We start from the raw sequence: 20,920 nt of genomic DNA, 5'->3' as shown, positions 1-20,920 counted from the left end.
GCCTGCATCAGTCGACCGCGCGCCGCCACCACCCGGCACGCGTCCTCCAGCTCCCACACCCCCGCCAGATACGCCGCCGCCAACTCCCCGATCGAGTGCCCAGCGACCACGTCCGCCCGCACACCCCACGACTCCAGCAGCCGGGCGGCGGCCACCTCCACGGCGAACAGGCCCGCCTGGGCCCACACCGTCTCGTTCACCAGCTCGGCGTCGGAGCCCCAGACCACGTCCCGCACCGAACCGCCGAGCACCTCGTCGAAGGCCCCGCACACCTCGTCGAACGCCGTCGCGAACACCGGGAACGCCTCGTACAGCCCCCGGCCCATTCCCAGCCGCTGCGCGCCCTGCCCGGTGAAGACCCACCCCACCTTCCCCAGGGAGCCGGCCCGGCCCACCACCACACCGGAACCAGCGGGCTCCCCTGCGGCCACCGATTGCAGGCCCGACAGCAGTTCCTCGACGCTGCCGCCGACCACCACCGCGCGCTCCTCCAGCACCGCACGCGAGCAGCCCAACGCCCGTCCCACGTCGGCGATCCCCAGTTCCGGCCGGGTGCTCACCCACTCCCGCAGCCGTCCCGCCTGCCCGGCCAGCCCCGCCGCCGAGCGGCCCGACACCGGCCAGGCCACCACCGGCAGACCACCACTCACCTCAGGCTCCGGCGACTCCGGCGCCTGCTCCAGCAGCACGTGCGCGTTCGTCCCGCTGATGCCGAAGGACGAGACCGCCGCCCGGCGCGGCCGGCCCGTCTCCGGCCAGTCGATGCGCTCCTGGAGCAGGCGGACGTTCCCGGCGGACCAGTCGACGTGCGGGGTGGGCTCCTCGGCGTGCAGGGTGCGCGGCAGTTGGCCGTTGCGCATCGCGAGGACCATCTTGATGACGCCCACGACGCCTGCGGCCCAGTTCGTGTGCCCGATGTTCGACTTCACCGAGCCGAGCCACAGCGGCCGGTCCTCGGGGCGGTCCTTGCCGTAGGTCTCGATCAGGGCGCCCGCCTCGATCGGGTCGCCGAGGGGGGTGCCGGTGCCGTGTGCCTCGACCGCGTCCACGTCGGTCGGGGACAGGCCGGCCTTGGCCAGCGCGGCGCGGATCACCTTCTGCTGCGCCATGCCGTTCGGCGCGGTCATGCCGTTGCTCGCGCCGTCCTGGTTGATCGCGCTGCCGCGCACGATCGCGAGCACCGGGTGTCCGTTGCGGCGGGCGTCCGAGAGCCGTTCCACCAGTAGCATGCCGGCGCCTTCGGCCATGGCGAATCCGTTCGCCTGCGCCGAGAACGCCTTCGAGCGGCCGTCGGGGCAGACGCCGCGCTGCCGGCTGAAGTAGACCGGCCAGGCGAGGTCGCCGAAGATCCACACGCCGCCGGCCAGCGCGAGCGAGCACTCCCCCGCCTGGAGTGCCTGCACCGCGAGGTGCAGGGAGACCAGCGACGAGGAGCACGCGGTGTCGACCGAGACGGCCGGGCCTTCGAGCCCGAGCGTGTAGGCCACCCGGCCCGAGGCGACACTGTTGGCGATGCCGGTCTGGAGGTGCCCCTCGTAGGTGTTGGGCAGAGCGCTGCCGTAGCCGGAGTGGGTGGCGCCGACGAACACGCCGGTGTCCGAGCCGCGCAGGCCGGTCGGGTCGAGGCCCGCGCGTTCGAGGGTCTCCCACGCGAGTTCCAGCAGCACCTGTTGCTGCGGGTCCATGGCGGTGGCCTCGCGGGGCGAGATGCCGAAGAACGCGGCGTCGAAGTCGCCCGCGTGGTGGAGGAAGCCGCCTCGCGCGCAGTAGTGGGTGCCGGAGTGCTCGGGGTCGGGGTTGTAGAGCTGCGCCAGGTCCCAGCCTCGGTTGGCGGGGAACGGCGAGGTCGCGTCAGTTCCGGTCCTCAGCAGGTCCCAGAAGTCCTCGGGTCCGGTGACGCCGCCGGGCACGCGGCACGACATGGCGACGATCGCGATCGGGTCGTCGTCCGCGCGGGCGGTCCGGCGCGGGGCGGGGAGGTCGGTCTCGGGTTCCTCGCCGAGCAGGTGGGCCTTGATCGACCGGACCAGTGCCTCGGGGGTCGGGTAGTCGTAGACGAGGCTGACCGGCAGGGCGAGCCCGGTGGCGGCGACGAGCCGGTTGCGCAGGTCCACCGCCGTCAGGGAGTCGAAGCCGATCTTCTTGAACGTGTACCGAGGGTCGATCTCGTCGCCGGAGGCGTGACCGAGGGACGCGGCCACGTGTGCCTGGACGAGGTCCGTCAGCAGTGCGGTGGACTCGGTCCCCGACAGCCCGGCCAGCCGCTCGCGCAGCACCGCCGCGCCGGCCGGTGTCCTGGTGCGGGCCGAGGGGGCCGCGACGACCTGTCCGGTGGCGTTGAGGAGCGTGCCGGTGCCGTCGAGCCAGTAGCGGGTGCGCTGGAACGCGTAGGTGGGCAGTTCGACGACGGGGGTGGCGGGCAGCACCGCCGGCCAGGAGATCTCGACGCCGCCGCAGTGGGCCTCGGCAAAGGAGTGCAGGACCCGCAGGGGGCCGCCCTCGTCGCGCCGCAGGGTGCCGGTGACGACGGGGACGGCGGGTTCGTCCTCGGGGCGGGAGTGCGCGAGGTCCTCGAAGATCTCGCCGATCGTGCCGACCAGCAGCGGGTGCGGCGACGTCTCGACGAAAACCCGGCAGCCGGCGTCGGCGAGGACGCGGATCGCGGCGTCGAACTCGACCGTCTTCCGCAGGCCCGCGTACCAGTACTCCGCGTCGAGTTCGGGGCCGGTGAGGAGTTGTCCACTCATCGACGAGACCATCGGTGTCCGGGCGGGGCGCGGGACGATCCCGGCCAGCCGCTCCGCCAGTTCGCCCTGGATGCGCTCGACCTGCGGGCTGTGCGAGGCGTAGTCGACGGCGACGGTGCGGGTGCGCAGACCCTCGCCGGCGCACACCTCGGCGAAGGTGTCGAGTGCGGCGAGGTCGCCGGAGACGACCGTGGCGTCCGGGCCGTTGACGACGGCGACGCTGAGCGCGCTGCCGTGCCGGCCGAGCAGGTCCCGCACCAGCGCGGCGGGGGCGGCGATCGAGAGCATCCCGCCCGCCCCGGCCAGCGCCTCCAGGGCGTGGCTGCGCAGCGCGACCGTCCGGGCGGCGTCGGGCAGCGAGAGGATCCCGGCGACGGTGGCCGCCGCGATCTCGCCCTGGCTGTGTCCGACGACGAAGTCGGGGCTCACCCCGGCGCTCTCCCAGAGCGCGGCCAGGCTGACCATGACGGCCCACAGCGCGGGCTGCACGACAGCGGCGGCCTCCAGCTCGGGCGCGCCCGGGGCACCGGCCAGCACCTCGTCCAGCGACCAGTCGACGTAGGGCTCCAGCGCGGCGGCGCACTCGGCCAGCCGCGCGGCGAACACCGGTGACGCGGCAGCGAGTTCACGACCCATACCGAGCCACTGGCCACCCTGGCCGGGGAAGACGAAGGCGGTCTTCCCCCGGCCGGCCGGCTGCGCCTGCGCGGCGACCAGTCCGGCTGCGGGGCCGCCCTCGGCCAGCGCGGCGAGCCCGGACAGCAGTTCGTCCCGGCCTGCGCCGGTGATCGCGGCGCGGTGCTCGAACGTCGACCGGGTGGTCGCCAGAGACCAAGCGACGGCGGCGGGGTCGAGTCCCGGATGCCGGTCCAGGTGCGCGGCGAGCCGGGCCGCCTGCTCGGCCAGCCCTGCGGCGGTGCGGCTGGAGACCAGCCAGGCGGTGGGCTCGTCGGGCGTGGCCGAAGCGGCGTCGGCCGGGTCGGGGGCTTGCTCGGTGCGGGTGGAGACCAGCAACGCGGTCGGCTCGTCCGGCGTGGCCGAAGCGGCGTCTGCCGGGGTGGGGGCCTGTTCGAGGATGGTGTGCACGTTGGTGCCGCTGATGCCGAAGGAGGAGACGCCGGCGCGTCGGGGGCGGTCCAGGTCGGGCCAGGGGCGGGCCTCGGTCAGGGGGTGGACTGCGGCAGCCGCCCAGTCGACCTCGGCCGTGGGGTGGTCGATGTGCAGGGAACGGGGCATGACGCCGTGGCGCAGGGCCATGACGGTCTTGATGACGCCGGCCACGCCGGCCGCGGCCTGGGTGTGGCCGATGTTCGACTTGACCGAGCCGACGTACAGCGGGCGCCCGTCCGGTCTGGTGCCGCCGTAGCCGGCGATCAGGGAGCGGGCCTCGGTCCGGTCGCCGAGCGGGGTGCCGGTGCCGTGCGCCTCCACGATGTCGATCTGGCCGGGTTCGAGCCCGGCGTCGGCGAGTGCGGCGTGGATGACGGCGCGCTGGGCGCGGTCGTCGGGTGCGGTCAGTCCGTTGCTGGCGCCGTCCGAGTTGGCAGCCGTGCCCCGAATGACGGCCAGCACGCGGTGGCCGCCCCGCTGGGCGTCCGAGAGGCGCTCCAGCAGCAGGACGCCGACGCCCTCGGACCAGACGGTGCCGTCGGCGTCGTCGGAGAACGCCTTGCAGCGGCCGTCCGGGGCGAGGCCCTTGAGGCGGCTGAAGGCGATGAAGTTGCCGGGGGTGGACATCACGGAGGCGCCGCCGACGACGGCCATCGAGCACTCGTCGCGGCGCAGCGCCTGCGCGGCGAGGTGCAGGGCGACCAGGGAACTGGACGCGGAGGTGTCCACGGTGACGGCCGGGCCGCGCAGGCCGAGCGTGTAGGAGATGCGGCCGGAGGCGACGCTGCCGGCGGTGCCGGTGAGGAGATAGCCCTCGATGCCGTCGGGCGCGTCGGACAGCCGGGGGCCGTACTCGCGGGCCTCGGCGCCGATGTACACGCCGGTGCGGGTGCCGCGCAGGGCGGCCGGGTCGAGGCCGGCGCGCTCCAGAGCCTCCCAGGACACTTCGAGGAGCAGGCGCTGCTGCGGGTCCATGGAGACGGCTTCGCGCGGGGAGACGCTGAAGAACGCCGCGTCGAAGTCGGCGGCGTCGTGGAGGAACCCGCCGCGCTTGACATAGCTGCGGCCGGGCACGTCCGGGTCCGGGTCGTACAGGGCCGCGACGTCCCAGCCGCGGTCTTCCGGGAAGGGCGAGATGACGTCGCGCTCGTCGGCGACGATCCGCCACAGGTCTTCGGGGGATCTGACTCCGCCGGGGTAGCGGCAGGCCATGCCGACGACGGCCAGCGGCTCGGCCGTGACGGCCTTCTCGGACTCGCTCATTTCTGGTGCTCCCTGGATTTCCCTGCACACGAAACTGGGATCGGTGCACGGCTCGGCATTCAGCTCAAGACGCCGATCGGCGCGCCGTGTGTGAGTGCGCAGCAGAGCACCATTCGGGCTTGATATGTGGAACGCATACGGAGGACCGGCCACCGCCCGCGCCGCCGAGTCGCTTCGGCGGCGTGGGTACTGCTGTCAGACCAGACCGAGTTCGGGCGCGATCACGGTCATGGTCGTGGGGCCCTCGCGGCGGTCGGCGGCCAGGTACAGCACCTGGATGCCGTCGGCTCCGGGCTCGGCCGGGACCGACTGCGGGATCGGGCGGTCGCCGGGGTCGTCGGTGAATCCGGCGAACCGGTAGGCGATCTCCATCATCCGGTTGCGGTCGGTGCGCCGGAAGTCGGCCGCCAGGTGCGCCCCGCCTCGGGCGGTCTGGTCCACGAGCCAGTTGAGCAGCACCGCTCCGGCGCCGAAGCTGACGACGCGGCAGGAGGTGGCGAGGAGTTTGAGCCGCCAGACCGTCTCGCCGTATTCGAGGAGGATCACGCCGACGGCGCCGTGCGGGCCGAAGCGGTCGGTGAGGTTGACCGTCAGCACCTCGTGCTTCGGGTCCGTCAGCAGGGCGCGCAGCGTCTCGTCCGAGTAGTGGACGCCGGTGGCGTTCATCTGGCTGGTGCGCAGGGTCAGTTCCTCGACCCGGGTGATGTCCTCACCGTCCGCCCGCTTGATCTCCATGACCAGGTCGAGCGAGCGCAGGAACTCCTCGTCGGGGCCGTTGAAGGACTCCTTCTCGGCCTCGCGGCGGGAGCCGGCCTGGTACATCTCGCGGCGCCGCCGGGCGTCCACGGTGACGACCTCGGGGCTGAACTCGGGCAGGTCCAGCAGTTCCGTGAGCTGCTCGGCGGCGTAGCAGCGCACCTCGGGCGCGCCGAACTCGACCTCGGCGCGCTCGGTGGGCTGGTCGTCGATGAAGGCGATGGTCCCGATCGCGAAGTTGAGCTGCTCGGCGATCTCGGTCACGGAGTCCGACTTGCGGCCCCAGTTGATCTGGGGGTGCAGGAAGTACTCGGTCAGGCCGAGTTTCTCCAGCCGTTCCCAGGCCAGGTCGTGGTCGTTCTTGCTGGATATCGACTGGAGGATCCCCCGGGAGTCGAGCGTCTCGATCACCTCGCGGGCCTGCTCGAACAGTTCGACGTCGGGGTCTTCCAGCAGCGTGCCTTGCCACAGCGTGTTGTCCAGGTCCCAGACCAGGCACTTCACCAGGGTCGGCTTGTCGGACACGGATCCTCCTGCGAGCTTGCGTGGGGTTTTGTCCTGCGGTGCGGGTTACCGGGTCAGGGACAGCGCGTGCTCGGCCAGGATGAGCTGGCAGATCTCGTTGCTGCCCTCGATGATCTCCATCAGCTTCGCGTCCCGGTAGGCGCGGGCGACGACGTGGCCGTCCTGGGAGCCGGCCGCGGCGAGTACCTGCACGGCGGTGGCGGCGCCGCGTGCGGCGTGGCCGGCGCTGACGTGCTTGGCGAGTACGGCGGCGACGGCCTGGTCCGGGGAGCCTGCGTCCCAGCTGCGGGAGGCGTTCGCGCAGATCTGCGTGGAGACCTGCTCGGCGACCAGCAGGTCGGCGAGGTGGCGGGAGACCAACTGCCGGTCCGAGAGCGGCAGTCCGCCCTGGGTGCGGGTCGCCGCGTGCCGGGTCGCGGCGTCGAGGCAGGCCCGGATGATCCCGACGCAGCCCCACGCGACCGACATCCGGCCGTAGGACAGCGCGGTGGTGAACAGCATGCCCAGCGCCTGGCCGCCCCCGCCGAGCAGGTACGACGCGGGCAGCCGCACCTCGTTGAGACGCAGGTTCATGTGCCCGGCCGCCCGGCAGCCGAGCGGGCTCTGCACCAGGTCCAGGTGGACGCCGGGGGCGTTGGTGGGAACGACGACGGCTGCTCCGACGCCGTTCGCGTCCAGTCCGAGGACGATCAGCAGGTCGGCGTAGCGGGCGCCGGTGGTCCACTTCTTCTCGCCGCTGACGACGACGGTGTCGCCGTCGGAGACGACGCTGGTCCGCATGGCGGAGAGGTCGCTGCCCGCGTCGGGTTCGCTGAACGCGACCGCCGCGAGCTGTCCGCCGGTCAGGTCGCCGAGGAAGCGGGTGCGCTGCGCCTTGTCGCCGAAGCGGCGGATCGTCGCGGCGGCGATGCCCTGCGAGGTCATGATGCTCCGCAGGGAACTACAGTGCCGCCCCACGTGCGCGGTCAGCGCCCCGTTGTCGGCGCTGCTGAGACCCAGCCCCCCGAAGGACTCCGGGACCTCCGCGCACAGAATGCCCGCCGCGCCCAGCTCGACGAGCAGGTCACACGGCAGTTCACCGGCCACGTCCCAGGCCCCGGGCTGGTCACCGACCAGCCCGTCGACCATGGCGAACCGCTCCGACAGGGTCTCAGCCACCCTGGGTCACGCCCTCCTGCGCGCGCAGCCTGAGCACCAGCTCCGTCATCCGCTGCACCGTCCGGAAGTTGTCGATGTTCAGCTCCGGTCCGACGATCGCGATGTCGTAAGCCTCCTCCAGGTGGACCACCAGCTGCATCGCGAACATGGAGGTGACCAGCCCGGTCCCGAACAGGTCCTGATCGACCTCGACCGTCGAGCTGATATGTCCAGCAAGGAAGGCCAGCAGCGCCTTCTCAATCTCTGGCGCGCTGATCGCCGCGGTTTCGATGTTCTGGTCAGCGGTCATCAGATCGACCCTCCATAGTCGTGAAAGCCCTGTCCGGGCGTGCGGAAACCCTCCGCGCCACAGGGCGCCGTCGCCGATCCGTGAACGCAGGCAACGGCACTGAAGAACCGGACGCCCCCTTACGGACGCCGGCCCGGCGGCCCCCCCGGCTCGATCACAGTGATGCACCTGCCGACGGAGGCTTCACCCGCCGCCTGAGGAAACACGCCGACCATAAGGCGGTCCGCCGGAGGAGGTGAAGCGGCGAGGTTGAGCACCCGCGCACCGGTCCGGAGCCGGCAAGAGGCTTGACCCGTCCGGGTCTTGCTGACGCCCCACCGGGCGATGCCGCGATCCGGACCGGGGCGGCGGTGTGTCCTACGGGGCGTGTCCGGGACGTCCGTCGGTCTGGGGGCGGAGAGGCCGGCGGCGAGCGCGCGGGGCCGCCGGAGGCCGGTCGGGCGGGTGCTGCGAGTGACGGCCCGTCGGGGGCGTGCGCCGTCGAGGGGGTCGGGGCAGGGGCGGGGATCGGACTGACGCCGGGGTTCGGATCGGCGCCGAGGGACAGAGTGGCGCCGGGGGACGGGCTGTCAGGAATGCCTTCGTGCGCCTCCGGCGCTGTCGGTGCGGATGAGGATGTCGGTGCCGTGGCGGTGGGCGTCGGGGATCTGCGCCAGGGTCTGCTCGAGGACGGCGATGTGATCGGCCGCGGTGTTGGCTCCGGCGTTGCCCGGCCGCAGCACTCCGGCCAGGGCTTCTCCGGTGTTGTCCAGGAAGCACAGCAGCGGGTGGTAGCCGAAGCCGCGTTTGTAGGTGGCCGCCGCGTGTTCCTTCTCGGAGTGGCAGGTGACGAGTGTGGCGTCGATGTCCAGGACCAGGCCCGCAAGGTCGCGTCCGCCCGCGTGGGCCGCGGGTATCCCGGGGGCGGTATCGGCGGCCTGCATCCAGGCGACTTCGCGGGCGGCGGCGCGGGGCCACCCGCAGTGCCGCGAGGGCGGCAGGATCGATGCCGGCCAGCAGCCGCCAGGCGGTCGAAGCGGAGGCCACCGGACCGAACGCCTCGGCCTGATCGCGCAGTAGAGCCAGGTCCGTGATGGTCTCCCCGCCGTCGGCGGGCATCACCGCCAGATCCACCGCGATCCTGCCCGGGTTGTGTCCAGTGCCGCGGGGCCGCAGTCGGCGCAGCGCGTCCGTGAAGGATGCGGTCAGGCCGGTGGCATCGGCGAGATCGGCCAGCAGGCGGGATCCGGCGTGGTTGATCACACCGCGCCCGTCGGACGAGACGACGAGTTCAGGGCGCGACCTGGTGGTGTGCACGCAGAAAGTGCCTTCCTGCTGGAACGACGCAGACCTTAGACACGCCTCATCGTCCCAGCTCAGAAGGCACTTTCGCGTTCCCGCTCAAGATCCGGACACCGTGGCACGTGAAACGCGCAGGCTAGTGCGGCCTGCCGACCTGCGCTCGCCGCTTCAGCTCCTCGGCGAACTCGTCCCAGATCTGCGAGTTGTGGCGAGAGAGCTGAATGATCAGTTCGATGCAGTGCGAGGGCACTGAGGCAACGATGTCAGTCATGTCCTTGGCGCCCAACACGTTCTCCTTGAACATCCTCAGCAGCCGGCGCCCCAGCTCGCTCTGCCGCAGCGAGGGATCACGCATGAGTTTTTCGAGCGTGGCCGTCAACTGAGGCACAACCTCGGACAGGTTCTGGAACGAACCGGGATCCTTCGGGGATGCCGCCTCGGTGTCGACGGGGGCCTCGGGGCGCCGGACCGGTTCGTCACCGCGCTCCAGCCGCCGCCGTACGTCGAGCACCGTCGCGGGTGAGACCCCGGCCACCCGGGCCACCTGGCGCAGGGAGGCATCCGGATTCTCCATGATGAGCTCCGCCACGCGCAGCCGGCCTTTGGCACCGTCCAGCGGCCGGACTTTACCGTCGCGCCCGACGCGAAACTCCGACTTCGGCACGCAATCGGATGAACGGCGTAGTTCAGCCACCGCCCTGGCGCCGAGGCCGGCGGACTTCGCGATGGCACGATCCGACATGTTCGGATGCGACTTGAGGATCCGCAGTGCTGCCGCCGTGCGATCGGCGTGCGTCAGTGGGAGTCCGTGCTCGACGTTCGCCTCGACGCTCCTAAGAAATGCGTCCTCACAGCTGCCGTCGAAGAACTCGACGTCGATTAACTTATGACCCTTGATGGAGGCCGCCATCAGACGGTGGATACCGTCGATGACTCTCATGGTTTTTCGGTCGACAAGAATGGGTGGAAGCGCGCAGTCCAGCGCCGCCAGCCGCACCACGTGAGCCTTGTCCTCGCCTCCCAAACGGGGCGATTCGCCAGGCAACACCTGCATGATCGGAACAGAAACAATTTCAGAAGTAACACCCCTGAAACTATCCCCAGTCGGAATTAAATCGTGTCCTACAAGGCTCATCTTTTACCCCCGTAAAACCACATCGAGCTGCCTCCCGTGAACAAGCCGGAGTCCACGCACTCACCCGATGCCGGTAGATTCGCTGGACAGGCCGAACAGGAGTCCTTGATTCCTCAAATAGGCTAACAGCCCCTCATCTCTCCCTCCAGGGTGCGCCATCCATTTTTGCGACTTCTTTTCGGCACAGCATTACCTATGTGACATCTCTGGAATTCCTTACATAAACTCCCGTTTACGAACTTTCCAGACACTTCGAGTTCACCTCGTTCGGGATTAATGACCGGATTGCACCAAGTAGGCCGCAGACCCTGACCGGGGATTGCACCCGAGACACTGCCGTTCTCACGGTCCAGCGCCTCGAAGAACCTGCCTTCAACTCCCCAAAAATTCACGATCCCCGCAACTCCCTGAACTGCAGGGTGTTGCGGGGATCGCTAGAACCCCCCGGCGGATTCTTGGGGTTTTCGCAACACCTGATGGCTTGCGTGGTCGTCAGTAGATCACGCAGGCGCTTATGCAGGCGGTGCGGTGTTCGCGGTTGACTTGAAACCGCCCGGAGGCCGCGCGGCCCACACAGCTGAGGCGGAACGGAGCCGATCAGGCGCAGGCAGGTGTTCAACCACGACGGCGCACTGGTTGAACACCTGCCGCCGAAGGAGCCGTGACGTCGCCCAACGGGCAGACACAGCGAAGCTCCGACTGTCGAGGAGTGACTCGGAGAGTCACTCCCGCCGGCCGGAGCTTCGCTGCGTTCGTAGCGGCTACGCGACTTCGGCCGAGGCGCTCGCCTTCTTCGTCCTCCGCTTCTTGGCCGGCGGCTCCTCGACGGCGGCCGAGTCGACCACCTCTCCGACCAGCACGGTCGGCTCGTTTTGCGAAGACTCCTTCGGCACGGCCGGGACGCTCAGGCCGGGCACGGTGAGGTCAGGGACCTTCTTCACCGTCTCCAGAGCTGATTCGATCGCCTCGGCCAGGGTCGGCGACACCGTGTCATCGAATTCTATCTTCGTGACGGTGAGATCGGCGTTAGTCGGAAGCGAATCGGACAGGAAAGCCGCTTCGGCGAATCCGGCCTCCCGCAGGAGGTCCGATTCCTCATCGGTGATTTCCCGGCTGAGAACCAGGGAGAATTTGTGCCCCACGTACGTCACCTCTCATTGTCGCCGCGTATTTCGGAACAGTAACCGGGCCATGGGGACGACGCAACGTGCGGCCACGTGCCCTACCCAGAATGTGTACCATCGCACGCGCCTCCCGGTCTCCGTTCAACTGCCCGGATATGACAGTTGAACACCCATGGTCAACCGAGCCATTGCCTGAAAAGAATGGCACCGCAATGGCTGTGCGACTTAAACGAAGATGAACATCCCGTAGCCCCGGGACTCCGAGGCGAGTCGGGTTCGCCCGGTCTGATCGCGTGACACCCAGCCAGGCCCAAGTGCAGCGAGAGCATGGCCGCTTGTGATCAGCGATGTGTTGCTGTGTCACGCCTGTACAGCGGCGACGTCCTGATGCGAGGACGAGCGTGCATATGGCGACCTAGGGCCTTCATGATGATCATGGAGCGGGAGAAGGGCACAAGCGCCGCCGACCCCGCTACTCCCCACACCGGAAGGACTTCTCTTTATGAACCGCCACCTGCGCAAGGCCGTCGTCACCGCGGCGATCACCGCCGGCTGCTGATGACCGCCTGCCGAGGCAGCGACACGGACGCCTCGCAGAATGCTTCTTCTTCCACTCCTTCCGGCAACTCGACCACCGCATCCGGTTCGTCCACCGCAGACGACAGCCGTACGGCCGCCGAGAATTCCGCCGGAGCGAGCAAAGGGACCCAGGACGGCTCCGGCTCCGGCAACGGGGGGAAGGGCGAAGTCGGGCAGATCTGTGGCGTCAACGACATTTCCTGGAGCACCACGTCCGAGACGCAGGCCGGCGGATACACCCTGATCATTGCGAAGGCCAAGTCAGGCATCACTTGCATCCTGCCCGCCGCGCTCCCAATGGTGGCGTTCGGATCCGACGGCACCGAGGCGGGCCCGGCGGAGCAGTCCGCCGGCAAGCAGATCACGCTGAGCGGGGGAACCACCGCCTACGCCGGAGTGAACACGAAGAGCACTGGCGGAAACGGGGCAAAGAGCTGAACAGCATCATCGTCGGCACCGGCGGCGACGATCCGAACCCGGTCTTCCTGCCGGTCGGCACCATCACCGTCGAGAAGCCGATCGTCACCAACTGGCACACCTCCGCGGCGGACGCTGTTCCCTCCAGCTCCTGAACGGGCTCGCAGCACGCCGAGCTGTTCCCCAAGGCCCAGGGGAAGGCCCGTGTGTCCCGTTTTGATCATGTAGCGCGTCGGCGAAGGCCCTGAACGAGGCGAGCACGGCACTTGTGGATCATGGGGTTTCCTACGCTTCAAGACCCGCAAGGTTGCCGTGCCTGCTGCTCCATCCTCCCCGACGTCCTTGGCCCTTCGCACAGCGCCCTCACCTGCGCAGACTGCCGAGACGGTGGTGCCGCCCGGGCTGCTCGACACCCTGGCGCGCGTGGTCGATCCGCGAGACCGGCGCGGAGTGCGCTTCCAGTTGGCCACGCTGCTCGCGGTGGGGGTATGCGCGATGACGTGCGCGGGCCACAACTCCCTTGCCTCCATTGCGGAATGGGGGCGCCGCTGCGACCAGGAGATCCTGGCCCGTCTTGGCTGCCGGTTCGAACCGTTCGCCGGGCGCTTCCGCGCGCCGGGAGAGCGGACCTTGCGTGACGCCTTCGCCAAAGTGGATCCCAGTGCGCTCGCCACAGCCGGCTTCGCCCGCCTCGCCCAGCTGGCTCCCTGGACTGTGCAGGCATGCAACCCGGACGGCACCATGGAACGCGAGCAGCGCCGCGCCCATCGCGCATTCGCCCCCATCCGCAGCGGCGGGCACAGCCGCGGCGCGGGGCGTTCGCTGTGGACGGCAAGTGCCTGCGCGGCGCCGTCCGCGCAGATGGCAGTCGCGTGTTCGTGATGACCGCGGTCCGCCACGACGATGCCCTCACCGCCGCCCTGTGCGAGATCGGCGCGAAGACCAACGAGATCCTCGAGTCCGCCCCGCTCCTGGACACCATCGACGATCGCGACCTGGCCGACGCCGCCGTCACCGTCGACGCCCTGCACGCGCAAAAGGAGCACGCCCGCTACCTGGTCGAACAGCGAGGCGCCCACTGCTTGCTCTCGGTGAAGAACAACCAGCACACGCTCGCCCGGCAGTTGAGAAACCTGCCCTGGTCCAAGACGCCGGTCCTTCACCGCTCTCGTGGCCGGGGACATGGCCGCGAGGAGAAGCGGGAGGTACAGGTCGTCACCGTCGACAGGCTGCTCGTCCCGCACGCGCGTCAGGTCGTGCGCATCCGCCGTCGGCGTCGCCGTCTCGGGGCCAAGAAGTGGAGCACGGAGACCGTCTACGCGGTCACCGAGATCGCGGCCTGGGCACGGGGCCGCCGGATCATCGAGAACACCGTGCACTGGACCATGGACGTCACCTTCGCCAAGGACGCAAGCCAGGTCCGCCGCCATCACACCCCCGCCGCCATGAGCTCCCTGCGCGACCGCACCCGAGCCACCCTCCACCGGGCCGGCTGGGCCAACATCGCCGGCGGCCGACGCGCCCACACCCAATTCGAAACCATCCTCACCTTCCACGGGATCCCGTGATCAAACCGGACGATCAGGACTCTCCCCGGGGCCCTGCCCGTACGCCGGAACGGCAGGGGTGTGCCCTGAAGGCGCCTCGACCGAGTCGATCACACCGTCCGGGTGAGGCGGTCGGTGAACAGCTCGGCCGTCACGGCCGACTCCTCGACGTCACTGACGAGGCACGCCGGCGAGCCGGCCGGGGCGCCAGCCGTACGTCTTTCACGGCGCCGAGGCTGTCGTCCGTGAGACCGGCGAGGCGCCGGTCACCCAGGGCGTCGGAGGCGTCGGGGATCAGGTCACTCAGGAAGGCGTCCTGCAAGAGCTGCCGCGCCTCGGCCTGGAACTCCAACGTCTCGGTATTCATGTCACTCCGCCACAAATGTGCAGTGGGCCCACTCGAAGACCTTCAGTGCGCGGTCGCCGATGAGAGTCGTCTCGGAACTGGCCTCGAAGTGTTCATAGCGATTGCCGCAGAGCACCTTGACCTTCTCAACGTCGAGATCGGGGACATAGCGCAGCCGTTCCTCATCAGAGAGGAACGTGCCTGAACCGCCACGAAGGAACACGTTGGGAGCGCTCTTGTCGTCCATGACTTTCCCTACTCTCTGGTTTTTGCGTTTCCCGCACGTACCACGCATGTGCGGCGCAGAGCCGCCCTGCTCGAAGTCGGCCACGACAGGGGCCGTTCCGGATTCGCGGCCATGGGCCTGCCGTCCCGCCCCGCCCGTCCATGTCGATCTGCTCGCCGGTCACACCGCGCACCACGTCCGTGAGCGCTGGCCCGTACGCGCCGCCGCCGGAGTGGACAGCTCGGTCATGGCGACCCCCTTCTCGATGGAGTGACTGGCTCGTTCACGAGATCGGTGAACCTGCCGGGCTCCAGCTCGGCCGGTCAGGACACCGCCGATGGCTCCGAAGGTGACCGGCTCGGAAAGGGCCGGGTGCTGTGAGGGGGCGCACCCGGCCCTGGTCTGCATACGGAGACGAGGGGCTTCCCCGTCAACTCCGGACGGGGGGCATCAGAAGCCCTGTCACCCCTCCTACGTACTCAGGCGGGCCTGGCACATCGCGGTGGTTCCTGGACTTCGGGAAAAGCCGTATCCACGCATTTCGTCGAGCCGAATTATGTGATCGACACTCATTGCCAACCCCCGATACTCGGGCGCCTCACCCAGCTTCTTGGGCTTGATCGTAACAACGCGGCCCCAAGCACACCGATGCAGTTGAACACCCGAACGGCCGGGAATCCAACCCCTTTCCTAAAGAGATCCCAAAGGAACTCCAAAAACTCCCCCCAGCTCGATCCCGGTCCTCCTTCACCTCGCAGCACCGGCCGCGCAGGGCTCAGAGAGCCGTCCAGGTGAACGCCACCGTGTCCCCCGCCTTCACTTTGAACTGGCAGCCGCCCACGGGGGTCGGGGTGCCGTTGACGGAGATGCTCCAGTAGGCGATGGCGTCACTCTTGACGGACTCCACGAGGTAGTCGTCGAAGGACGGGTACCAAGACCGTGTCCTACGTGGTGAGGCGGAGGAGTCGCTTGTAGCAGCAGAGGGCTGCGGCGAGTTCGAGGAAGGCCAGGTAGTTACAGGGATTGCGTTCGCAGCGGGTGCTGAGTCTGCGGTAGCCGGACAGCCACGACCATGGTGCGCTCGATCACCCACCTGCGACGGCCCAACCGTTCGCTGGACTCGAAACCCTGCGTGCGCGCCGGACCCCGACGCGTTTGCCACGTAATCATTTCCGCAGGTCGGCACGGTCGTAGGCTTTGTCCGCATGCAGGCGCTGAGGCTTGAAGTACCGGCCCCGGTGAGGGTCGTGTCTCGCTTGGTGACCCACGAGCATCGGCTTCAGCCCTTCACTGTCGTGGGTGTTGCCGCCCGAGACGCCGACGAGGAGGGGCAGTCCGTTCGCGTCCGACAGGACGTGCATCTTGGAACCCGGCTTGTTATCGGGCTAGGACTGCTGAACTGGGTGTATCGGCCTGGGTTGGTGGATCGTGTGGTGGCCGCTTGCGGTCGTGACGAGCGGCGTGTACGCCTGCTGTCGGCTCGGTTGGTGGTGTATTTCCTTCTCGCCCTTGCCTTGTTCTCGCCGGCGCCGTATCTGGAGGTGATGCGGCATCAGGTCGTGGCCAGGGACTGTTGGGCGAGTGGCATATCCCTGCGAAGTCGTCGCTGTTTCGGGCCCGCCAGCGCCTGGGATCGGAGCCGTTGCGGGTGCTGTTTGCCACGACCGTAGGGCCGATGGGCACCGAGGCCACGCCGGGTTGTTTCTGGCGCGGGCTGCGGCTGCTGGCAGTGGACGGCACCTGCTGGGACGTGGCCGACAGCCCGGCGAACGAGGCCGCCTTCGGCCGTCCCCGAAACGGTCGCGGCCACGACAAACCCAGCCTTCCCCAGGTGCGGATGGCCTGCCTGATCGAGGTGGGCACCCACCTCGTGCTGGATGCCGAGCCGGCCGGCTGCCGCACCGGCGAAGTCACCCTGGCCAGCCGCCTGTCACGCTCCTGCCAGTCCGGCGAACTGGTCCTGGCGGACCGGGAGTTCCTCGGCGTGCGATTGTGGAGGGCCTTCACCGACAGTAGCGCCGATCTGCTGTGGCGGGTGCCCGCCAACCGCATCCTGCCCGTCGAGCGGCAGTTCCTGTGGCCGCCGAACCGGGTCGCCGGGGCCCTTGCCGCACTGGGCGGCGGGCCCCAACCCAGCCAACACCGGGGCGAGTTCGCTCTCTACCTGATCTTGATGTCCGCGGTCCCGCTCTTGGCCGCCACCAGGTGGAACCGATGGCCTCCGAACTTGAGGTCCAGGTTCTTGCCCACCTTCATGCTGACGCCATGCGAACCGAGCGTGACAGAGCTGTCGCTCACCTCTTTGACGCTCAGTTGAAGGTTCTCGAGATTGATCGATGATCCGGAGTGCACGTGAACCGTGCACGAGCTTCCCGCACAGCGCTCATCGAGACTGTCGGGCATGCCGCAGCCGCTCAATGCGAGTGGAGCGGCAAGAACGAGGACGCAGGCAACGACACGTGCCGAGTGGCGCATGGGGTCCTCCTGATGTCTGGTGTGACTATCTCGGGCGTCCCATTGGTGTCCCGCCCACTTCACCTGACCGGCCGCAGGAGCAGCCGACGCCGGAGAGGCTACGATCGCCGCCCCCCGTCTGATATCCCGCTACGCCCCTTCACCGGTGGGTCTAGCCCCACTCATGCGGCAACCGGCAACTCGATTCGTTCAATTGACGCCCGACGGCCTGGTCCGAACGCTGTGGGATGTGTTCTGGTAGTGCCATTCACGTCGACGGGAGGGGACGAACGGTGACATCGGCGGCCAGGAGTACCGGGCAACTGCTGGCCATCAGCGATCTCCACATCGGCTACGAGGAGAATCGCGCCCTCGTCGAGAGCATGCGCCCCACCTCCGACGACGACTGGCTGCTCGTGGCCGGGGACGTCGCCGAGACCGTGACCGACATCCGCTGGGCCCTCAAGAGTCTCGCCGGCCGGTTCCGGAAGGTCATCTGGGCCCCGGGCAACCACGAATTGTGGACGCACCCGAAAGACACCGTCACTCTGCGCGGCACCGCCCGCTACCAGTACGTGGTGGACCTGTGCCGTGACATGGGCGTGACTACCCCCGAGGACCCCTACCCGGTCTGGGACGGGCCCGGCGGCCCGGTCGTCGTGGCGCCGCTGTTCCTGTTGTACGACTACAGCTTCCTGCCCGCCGGCTGCACCACCAAGGACGAGGGGCTGGCCCACGCGCGCGGCACGGGCGTCATCTGCAGCGACGAATATCTGCTGCATCCCGACCCGTACCCCAGCCGCGAGGCCTGGTGCCGGGCCCGCGTCGCCGAGACCGAACTCCGACTCGCTGCGATCCCCGGCGACCTGCCCACCGTGCTCGTCAACCACTACCCGCTCGATCGCCACCCCACGGACGTCCTGTGGTACCCCGAGTTCGCGATGTGGTGCGGCACCCGGCTGACCGCGGACTGGCACCGCCGATTCCGCGTGGCCGCCATGGTCTACGGGCATCTCCACATCCCGCGGACCACCTGGCACGAGGGTGTCCGCTTCGAAGAGGTGTCCGTGGGATATCCCCGCGAGTGGCGCAGTCGCCCGCACCCCCCGGGCAAGTTGCGCCGCATATTGCCGCTGGAGGTCGGAACCGTTGATCGTTGAGCTGCTCCCGGACTCGGTGGTGGCCGTGGAGTCATTCGGCGACGACGGGGCCGACCAGGCCCCGCTGTATCCCGAGGAGGTCGCGGTCGTCGCGCAGGCCGTGCAGACGCGCCGGCGCGAGTTCGCTGCAGTGCGCGCCTGCGCCCGCCGCGCCATGGCCAAGCTCGGTGTGCCTCCGCAGCCCCTTCTGCCCGGTGAGCGCGGCGCACCGGTATGGCCCGCAGGCCTGGCCGGCAGCATGACCCACTGCGACGGCTACTGCGCCGCCGCCCTGGTCCGCACCACCGACCTCGTCTCGCTCGGCATCGACGCCGAGCCCCATGGGCCGCTCCCGAACGGCGTCCTGGACGTCGTCTCCCTGCCACGGGAGCGGGAGCGCCTGGTGCTGCTGGCCGCGCAGCGGCCCGCCGTCCACTGGGACCGGCTGCTGTTCAGCGCGAAGGAGTCCGTCTACAAGGCCTGGTTTCCCCTGACCGGGAAGTGGCTGGGCTTCGAGGAGGCGGACATCGAGGTCCATGCGGACCCCGGAGCGGTGTCATGTGGCCATTTCCGCGCCGAGTTGCTCGTTCCCGGACCGCTCGTCGGCGGCCGTCGGCTCGGGCACTTCCAGGGACGATGGACGGTCGGCCAGGGATTGGTGGCCACCGCGGTGACGATCCCCGCGGTCTGACCCCGCCCCTGCGGTCGGATGCTGTGCGGCACCGCCGTCGAGCCGGCACCCGATGGTCAAGTGGGGCTAGGCCCACCGCTCAGGGGGCGTAGCGGGATACCTCGCGCGGCTCGGCCGACGTACGTTCTTCCGTATGCCGGGGATCGATTCCCGGCTGGCACGTTGCCGTGGCGAAATGATGGGGCGAATGAGGCTGCCTGCGGGAAGCGGCCCCTTGCGCTGGTACGTCGAAGCTGCGCAGGGAGTGTACCGTTCCCTGGTATTGACCGGACTCACCAGCCTGCTCGCCGTTGTGGCGGTGGTCGTCGGTATGGGCGGCTCCCAGGTGGCCTATTCCTGGTCCGGGGGCTCGCCACCGCTCCCCTGGTCGTCCGGGCGTTGGCGACTCTCGGGGAGACCTTGGTCGTCATTCTGTGGATGGCCATGGCCGCCTGGGTCGTGCACGCGTTGACCAGCAGGGCGTTCGCAAAGGCCGCACGCCGACGCACGGAACACCGGCTCGGCCTGCGGATCGAGGTGTCTTGCCGGCCCGTTCCCGGTCACCCGCATGGCGACGGGGTACTGGTGGGACGGCCACCAGTACCACCGATCCGAGCGGGAAGCGCGCCGTCGGGCCAGGGTGCACGCCCGATTCCACGATCCGCAGTTGCACTGGGACGGGCTGTGGGCCGTGGTCGCCGCTGTCACCGTACTGCCGAACATGAAGTGGATCTCCAACAGGAGCTTCATGCCCTTCGTCTACTACCGGGTGGCGCTGGGCGTCGTCATCATCGCCCTGGTCACGCCGCACGCGGCGGAGTCGGCGGGCTGACCGCTCTCATGCCGAACGGTTGAACCCCCTGATCAGGCCCGACAGTTCCAGCAGACTCTCGATGCGGAACAGCGGGAGGCGCCGGGCGTCCTTCGTGGGCCAGGTCAGTCCGGCCCAGGGGCCGCGGCGCAGAAGCGCCGTGTGGAGGCCGGCCGCCGCCGCGGGGCGGATGTCGTTGTCGAGGCGGTCGCCCACGTAGAGGATCTCGTCCGGTTCCGCGGGGACCAGGGAGGTCAGTCGGGCGAAGAAGGCGGGGTCGGGCTTGGCGGTTCCCCACTCGGCCGAGGTGCCGATCAGGTCGACGTCCGTGGCGAAGAGTTGCCGCAGGAGGCGGGCGGCGTGGGCGTCCTGGTTGCCGGCGATGCCGAGCCAGAGGCCGTCCGCGCGGAGGGTGGCCAGGGTGTCGCGGACGTCGGCGTACACGTCGGACTCTCCGAACCCCTCCGGCATCCCGGCGTCAGCCCGCCGCTCCCGTTCCGCCGCGAGGTCGAAGCCGGGCCGGAACTCCTCGAACACCTCGCGGTGATCCCGCCCTTGGGCCACCACCGCGCCGAACGCAGCCGAGAACGTGTGCCGGGGCACGCCCAGCCAGTCGGCCCAGGTCCCGTACTCCGTCGTCTCGTCCACCAGACACTCACCGACATCGAAGACCGCAGCGCGAATCATGGTCGCCAGGGTAAGTGCGGGTGCCCCGCCCCGGTCATCTACGCGCCCAGGTGAGTCAGCAGCCCCTCCGGCACGGGGTACGGCGACTGCTCCGGCAGCAGCGCGCCCGCCTCCTCGACGCGCCCGGCCCGGACCGCCCCGTGGACTTCACGCGCCAGCGGAGTCACGTCGCGGATGCCCACGATCCACTCGTCCGCGTACCGCGCGGCCGCCTCTCCGGTGAGCCCGAGCTGGAGGGAGCGGTGGGGCAGGGGTGCGAGGCGCAGGTCCCGCTCGGGGTCCCACTGCACCCGCGCCGGCGCCTCGCGCAAGGCGCGCCTGAAGTCGGCCGGGGTGCCGTGCAGCGCGGGGACGTGGTGGGAGAGGCAGGCGTTCCGCAGCGCCCACTCGAATCCGGCGCGCGTGATCTCCACGGCGAGCACGGTCTCCTGGCCCTCCTTGGTGCCCCAGCCGCAGCGGTACATCATCCAGAGGAACGACGGCTTGATCCACGTCATACGGGACCGGCTCCAAGCCGCCGGGAAGCGCCCCTCGCGGGCCGCCGGCACGCCGATCCCGGACCGGTACGCCTGGTACACCGTGAGCGTGGTGGGCGTGTGGGCCGCGCGGATGCGGAACTTCGGTTCGGGCGCGGCGGGTTGGTCGATCATGGGACC

15 protein-coding genes and 7 pseudogenes are annotated in these 20,920 nt (G+C 69.5%); 9 read left to right on the top strand and 13 right to left on the bottom strand.

Annotation, left to right across the window (positions count from 1 at the left end; all coding sequences use genetic code 11):
• The 7 genes and pseudogenes from ACWCV3_RS25820 to ACWCV3_RS25790 all read right to left on the bottom strand — a co-directional run.
• Positions 1-5,105 (bottom strand): annotated as a pseudogene (locus ACWCV3_RS25820) (type I polyketide synthase); the annotation flags it as partial.
• A gap of 210 nt (positions 5,106-5,315) precedes the next feature.
• Positions 5,316-6,401: an HAD-IIIC family phosphatase gene (locus ACWCV3_RS25815; protein WP_381944996.1), complete on the bottom strand. Its 1,086-nt coding sequence runs from the start codon at positions 6,399-6,401 to the stop codon at positions 5,316-5,318.
• A gap of 45 nt (positions 6,402-6,446) precedes the next feature.
• Positions 6,447-7,559 carry an acyl-CoA dehydrogenase family protein gene (locus tag ACWCV3_RS25810; protein ID WP_451228675.1) on the bottom strand — a complete coding sequence of 371 codons (1,113 nt, stop codon included), beginning with the start codon at positions 7,557-7,559 and terminating at the stop codon, positions 6,447-6,449.
• A complete protein-coding gene (locus ACWCV3_RS25805; protein ID WP_381944999.1) occupies positions 7,552-7,848 on the bottom strand; it encodes an acyl carrier protein in 297 nt (98 codons plus the stop codon). The genes ACWCV3_RS25810 and ACWCV3_RS25805 overlap by 8 nt, the downstream gene beginning before the upstream one ends.
• Before the next feature lie 584 nt (positions 7,849-8,432).
• Positions 8,433-9,144 (bottom strand): annotated as a pseudogene (locus tag ACWCV3_RS25800) (transposase); the annotation flags it as partial.
• 121 nt (positions 9,145-9,265) lie between these two features.
• Positions 9,266-10,183 carry a transcriptional regulator gene (locus tag ACWCV3_RS25795; protein ID WP_451228672.1) on the bottom strand — a complete coding sequence of 306 codons (918 nt, stop codon included), beginning with the start codon at positions 10,181-10,183 and terminating at the stop codon, positions 9,266-9,268.
• A gap of 842 nt (positions 10,184-11,025) precedes the next feature.
• Positions 11,026-11,406 carry a hypothetical protein gene (locus tag ACWCV3_RS25790; protein WP_451228669.1) on the bottom strand — a complete coding sequence of 127 codons (381 nt, stop codon included), beginning with the start codon at positions 11,404-11,406 and terminating at the stop codon, positions 11,026-11,028.
• Between the two features lie 484 nt (positions 11,407-11,890).
• On the opposite strand from ACWCV3_RS25790, the pseudogene ACWCV3_RS25785 reads away from it, so the two are divergent.
• The 3 genes and pseudogenes from ACWCV3_RS25785 (at position 11,891) to ACWCV3_RS25775 (ending at position 13,952) form a co-directional block, all read left to right on the top strand.
• A pseudogene (locus tag ACWCV3_RS25785) lies at positions 11,891-12,539 on the top strand (DUF4232 domain-containing protein).
• A gap of 268 nt (positions 12,540-12,807) precedes the next feature.
• A complete protein-coding gene (locus ACWCV3_RS25780; protein ID WP_451228666.1) occupies positions 12,808-13,266 on the top strand; it encodes a transposase family protein in 459 nt (152 codons plus the stop codon).
• Positions 13,209-13,952, top strand: a complete 744-nt coding sequence (locus ACWCV3_RS25775; RefSeq protein WP_451228663.1) for an ISAs1 family transposase — start codon at positions 13,209-13,211, stop codon at positions 13,950-13,952. The genes ACWCV3_RS25780 and ACWCV3_RS25775 overlap by 58 nt, the downstream gene beginning before the upstream one ends.
• Positions 13,953-14,082: 130 nt before the next feature.
• Here ACWCV3_RS25775 and ACWCV3_RS25770 read toward each other — a convergent pair whose 3' ends face one another.
• From ACWCV3_RS25770 to ACWCV3_RS25755, 4 genes and pseudogenes are all read right to left on the bottom strand, one after another.
• Positions 14,083-14,298, bottom strand: coding sequence for a hypothetical protein (locus ACWCV3_RS25770; protein ID WP_451228660.1), 216 nt, complete (start codon positions 14,296-14,298; stop codon positions 14,083-14,085).
• A gap of 1 nt (position 14,299) precedes the next feature.
• Positions 14,300-14,524, bottom strand: a complete 225-nt coding sequence (locus ACWCV3_RS25765) for a DUF5988 family protein (RefSeq protein WP_451228657.1) — start codon at positions 14,522-14,524, stop codon at positions 14,300-14,302.
• 754 nt (positions 14,525-15,278) lie between these two features.
• On the bottom strand, positions 15,279-15,410 hold the full coding sequence (locus ACWCV3_RS25760; protein WP_451228654.1) for a DUF4430 domain-containing protein: 132 nt from the start codon (positions 15,408-15,410) through the stop codon (positions 15,279-15,281).
• Between the two features lie 37 nt (positions 15,411-15,447).
• A pseudogene (locus tag ACWCV3_RS25755) lies at positions 15,448-15,879 on the bottom strand (IS5 family transposase); the annotation flags it as partial.
• Between ACWCV3_RS25755 and ACWCV3_RS25750 the strand changes: the two are divergent.
• The 6 genes and pseudogenes from ACWCV3_RS25750 to ACWCV3_RS25725 all read left to right on the top strand — a co-directional run.
• Positions 15,763-16,044 (top strand): annotated as a pseudogene (locus tag ACWCV3_RS25750) (transposase domain-containing protein); the annotation flags it as partial. The pseudogenes ACWCV3_RS25755 and ACWCV3_RS25750 sit on opposite strands and share 117 nt — an antisense overlap.
• A 32-nt stretch (positions 16,045-16,076) precedes the next feature.
• Positions 16,077-16,151, top strand: a pseudogene (locus ACWCV3_RS25745) (transposase domain-containing protein); the annotation flags it as partial.
• A 27-nt stretch (positions 16,152-16,178) separates the two neighbouring features.
• Positions 16,179-16,820, top strand: a complete 642-nt coding sequence (locus ACWCV3_RS25740; protein ID WP_451228682.1) for a transposase — start codon at positions 16,179-16,181, stop codon at positions 16,818-16,820.
• Positions 16,821-17,250: 430 nt separating this feature from the next.
• Positions 17,251-18,117, top strand: coding sequence for a metallophosphoesterase family protein (locus ACWCV3_RS25735; RefSeq protein ID WP_451228651.1), 867 nt, complete (start codon positions 17,251-17,253; stop codon positions 18,115-18,117).
• Positions 18,107-18,787, top strand: coding sequence for a 4'-phosphopantetheinyl transferase family protein (locus tag ACWCV3_RS25730; RefSeq protein WP_451228648.1), 681 nt, complete (start codon positions 18,107-18,109; stop codon positions 18,785-18,787). The genes ACWCV3_RS25735 and ACWCV3_RS25730 overlap by 11 nt, the downstream gene beginning before the upstream one ends.
• A gap of 700 nt (positions 18,788-19,487) precedes the next feature.
• Positions 19,488-19,598 (top strand): annotated as a pseudogene (locus ACWCV3_RS25725) (undecaprenyl-diphosphatase); the annotation flags it as partial.
• A gap of 6 nt (positions 19,599-19,604) precedes the next feature.
• Here ACWCV3_RS25725 and ACWCV3_RS25720 read toward each other — a convergent pair.
• Both ACWCV3_RS25720 and ACWCV3_RS25715 read right to left on the bottom strand, forming a co-directional pair.
• Complete coding sequence (locus tag ACWCV3_RS25720; RefSeq protein ID WP_451228645.1) at positions 19,605-20,264, bottom strand: HAD family hydrolase; 660 nt, start codon at positions 20,262-20,264, stop codon at positions 19,605-19,607.
• A 38-nt stretch (positions 20,265-20,302) separates the two neighbouring features.
• Positions 20,303-20,914 carry a DUF4291 domain-containing protein gene (locus tag ACWCV3_RS25715; RefSeq protein ID WP_451228642.1) on the bottom strand — a complete coding sequence of 204 codons (612 nt, stop codon included), beginning with the start codon at positions 20,912-20,914 and terminating at the stop codon, positions 20,303-20,305.
• Between the last annotated feature and the right edge of the window lie 6 nt (positions 20,915-20,920).

The sequence above is a fragment of the Streptomyces sp. NPDC001781 genome (genome assembly GCF_053596035.1).
The sequence above is the reverse complement of the archived record's forward strand: the minus strand, read 5'-3'. Positions and strand labels throughout refer to the sequence as shown.

Bases quoted from the DNA above. Each gene is read 5' to 3' on its own strand.
- ACWCV3_RS25805 (WP_381944999.1), bottom strand. From the start codon at position 7,848: ATGACCGCTGACCAGAACATCGAAACCGCGGCGATCAGCGCGCCAGAG.
- ACWCV3_RS25795 (WP_451228672.1), bottom strand. From the start codon at position 10,183: ATGCAGGTGTTGCCTGGCGAATCGCCCCGTTTGGGAGGCGAGGACAAG.
- ACWCV3_RS25770 (WP_451228660.1), bottom strand. From the start codon at position 14,298: ATGAATACCGAGACGTTGGAGTTCCAGGCCGAGGCGCGGCAGCTCTTG.
- ACWCV3_RS25765 (WP_451228657.1), bottom strand. From the start codon at position 14,524: ATGGACGACAAGAGCGCTCCCAACGTGTTCCTTCGTGGCGGTTCAGGC.
- ACWCV3_RS25740 (WP_451228682.1), top strand. From the start codon at position 16,179: ATGGGCACCGAGGCCACGCCGGGTTGTTTCTGGCGCGGGCTGCGGCTG.
- ACWCV3_RS25720 (WP_451228645.1), bottom strand. From the start codon at position 20,264: ATGATTCGCGCTGCGGTCTTCGATGTCGGTGAGTGTCTGGTGGACGAG.
- ACWCV3_RS25715 (WP_451228642.1), bottom strand. From the start codon at position 20,914: ATGATCGACCAACCCGCCGCGCCCGAACCGAAGTTCCGCATCCGCGCG.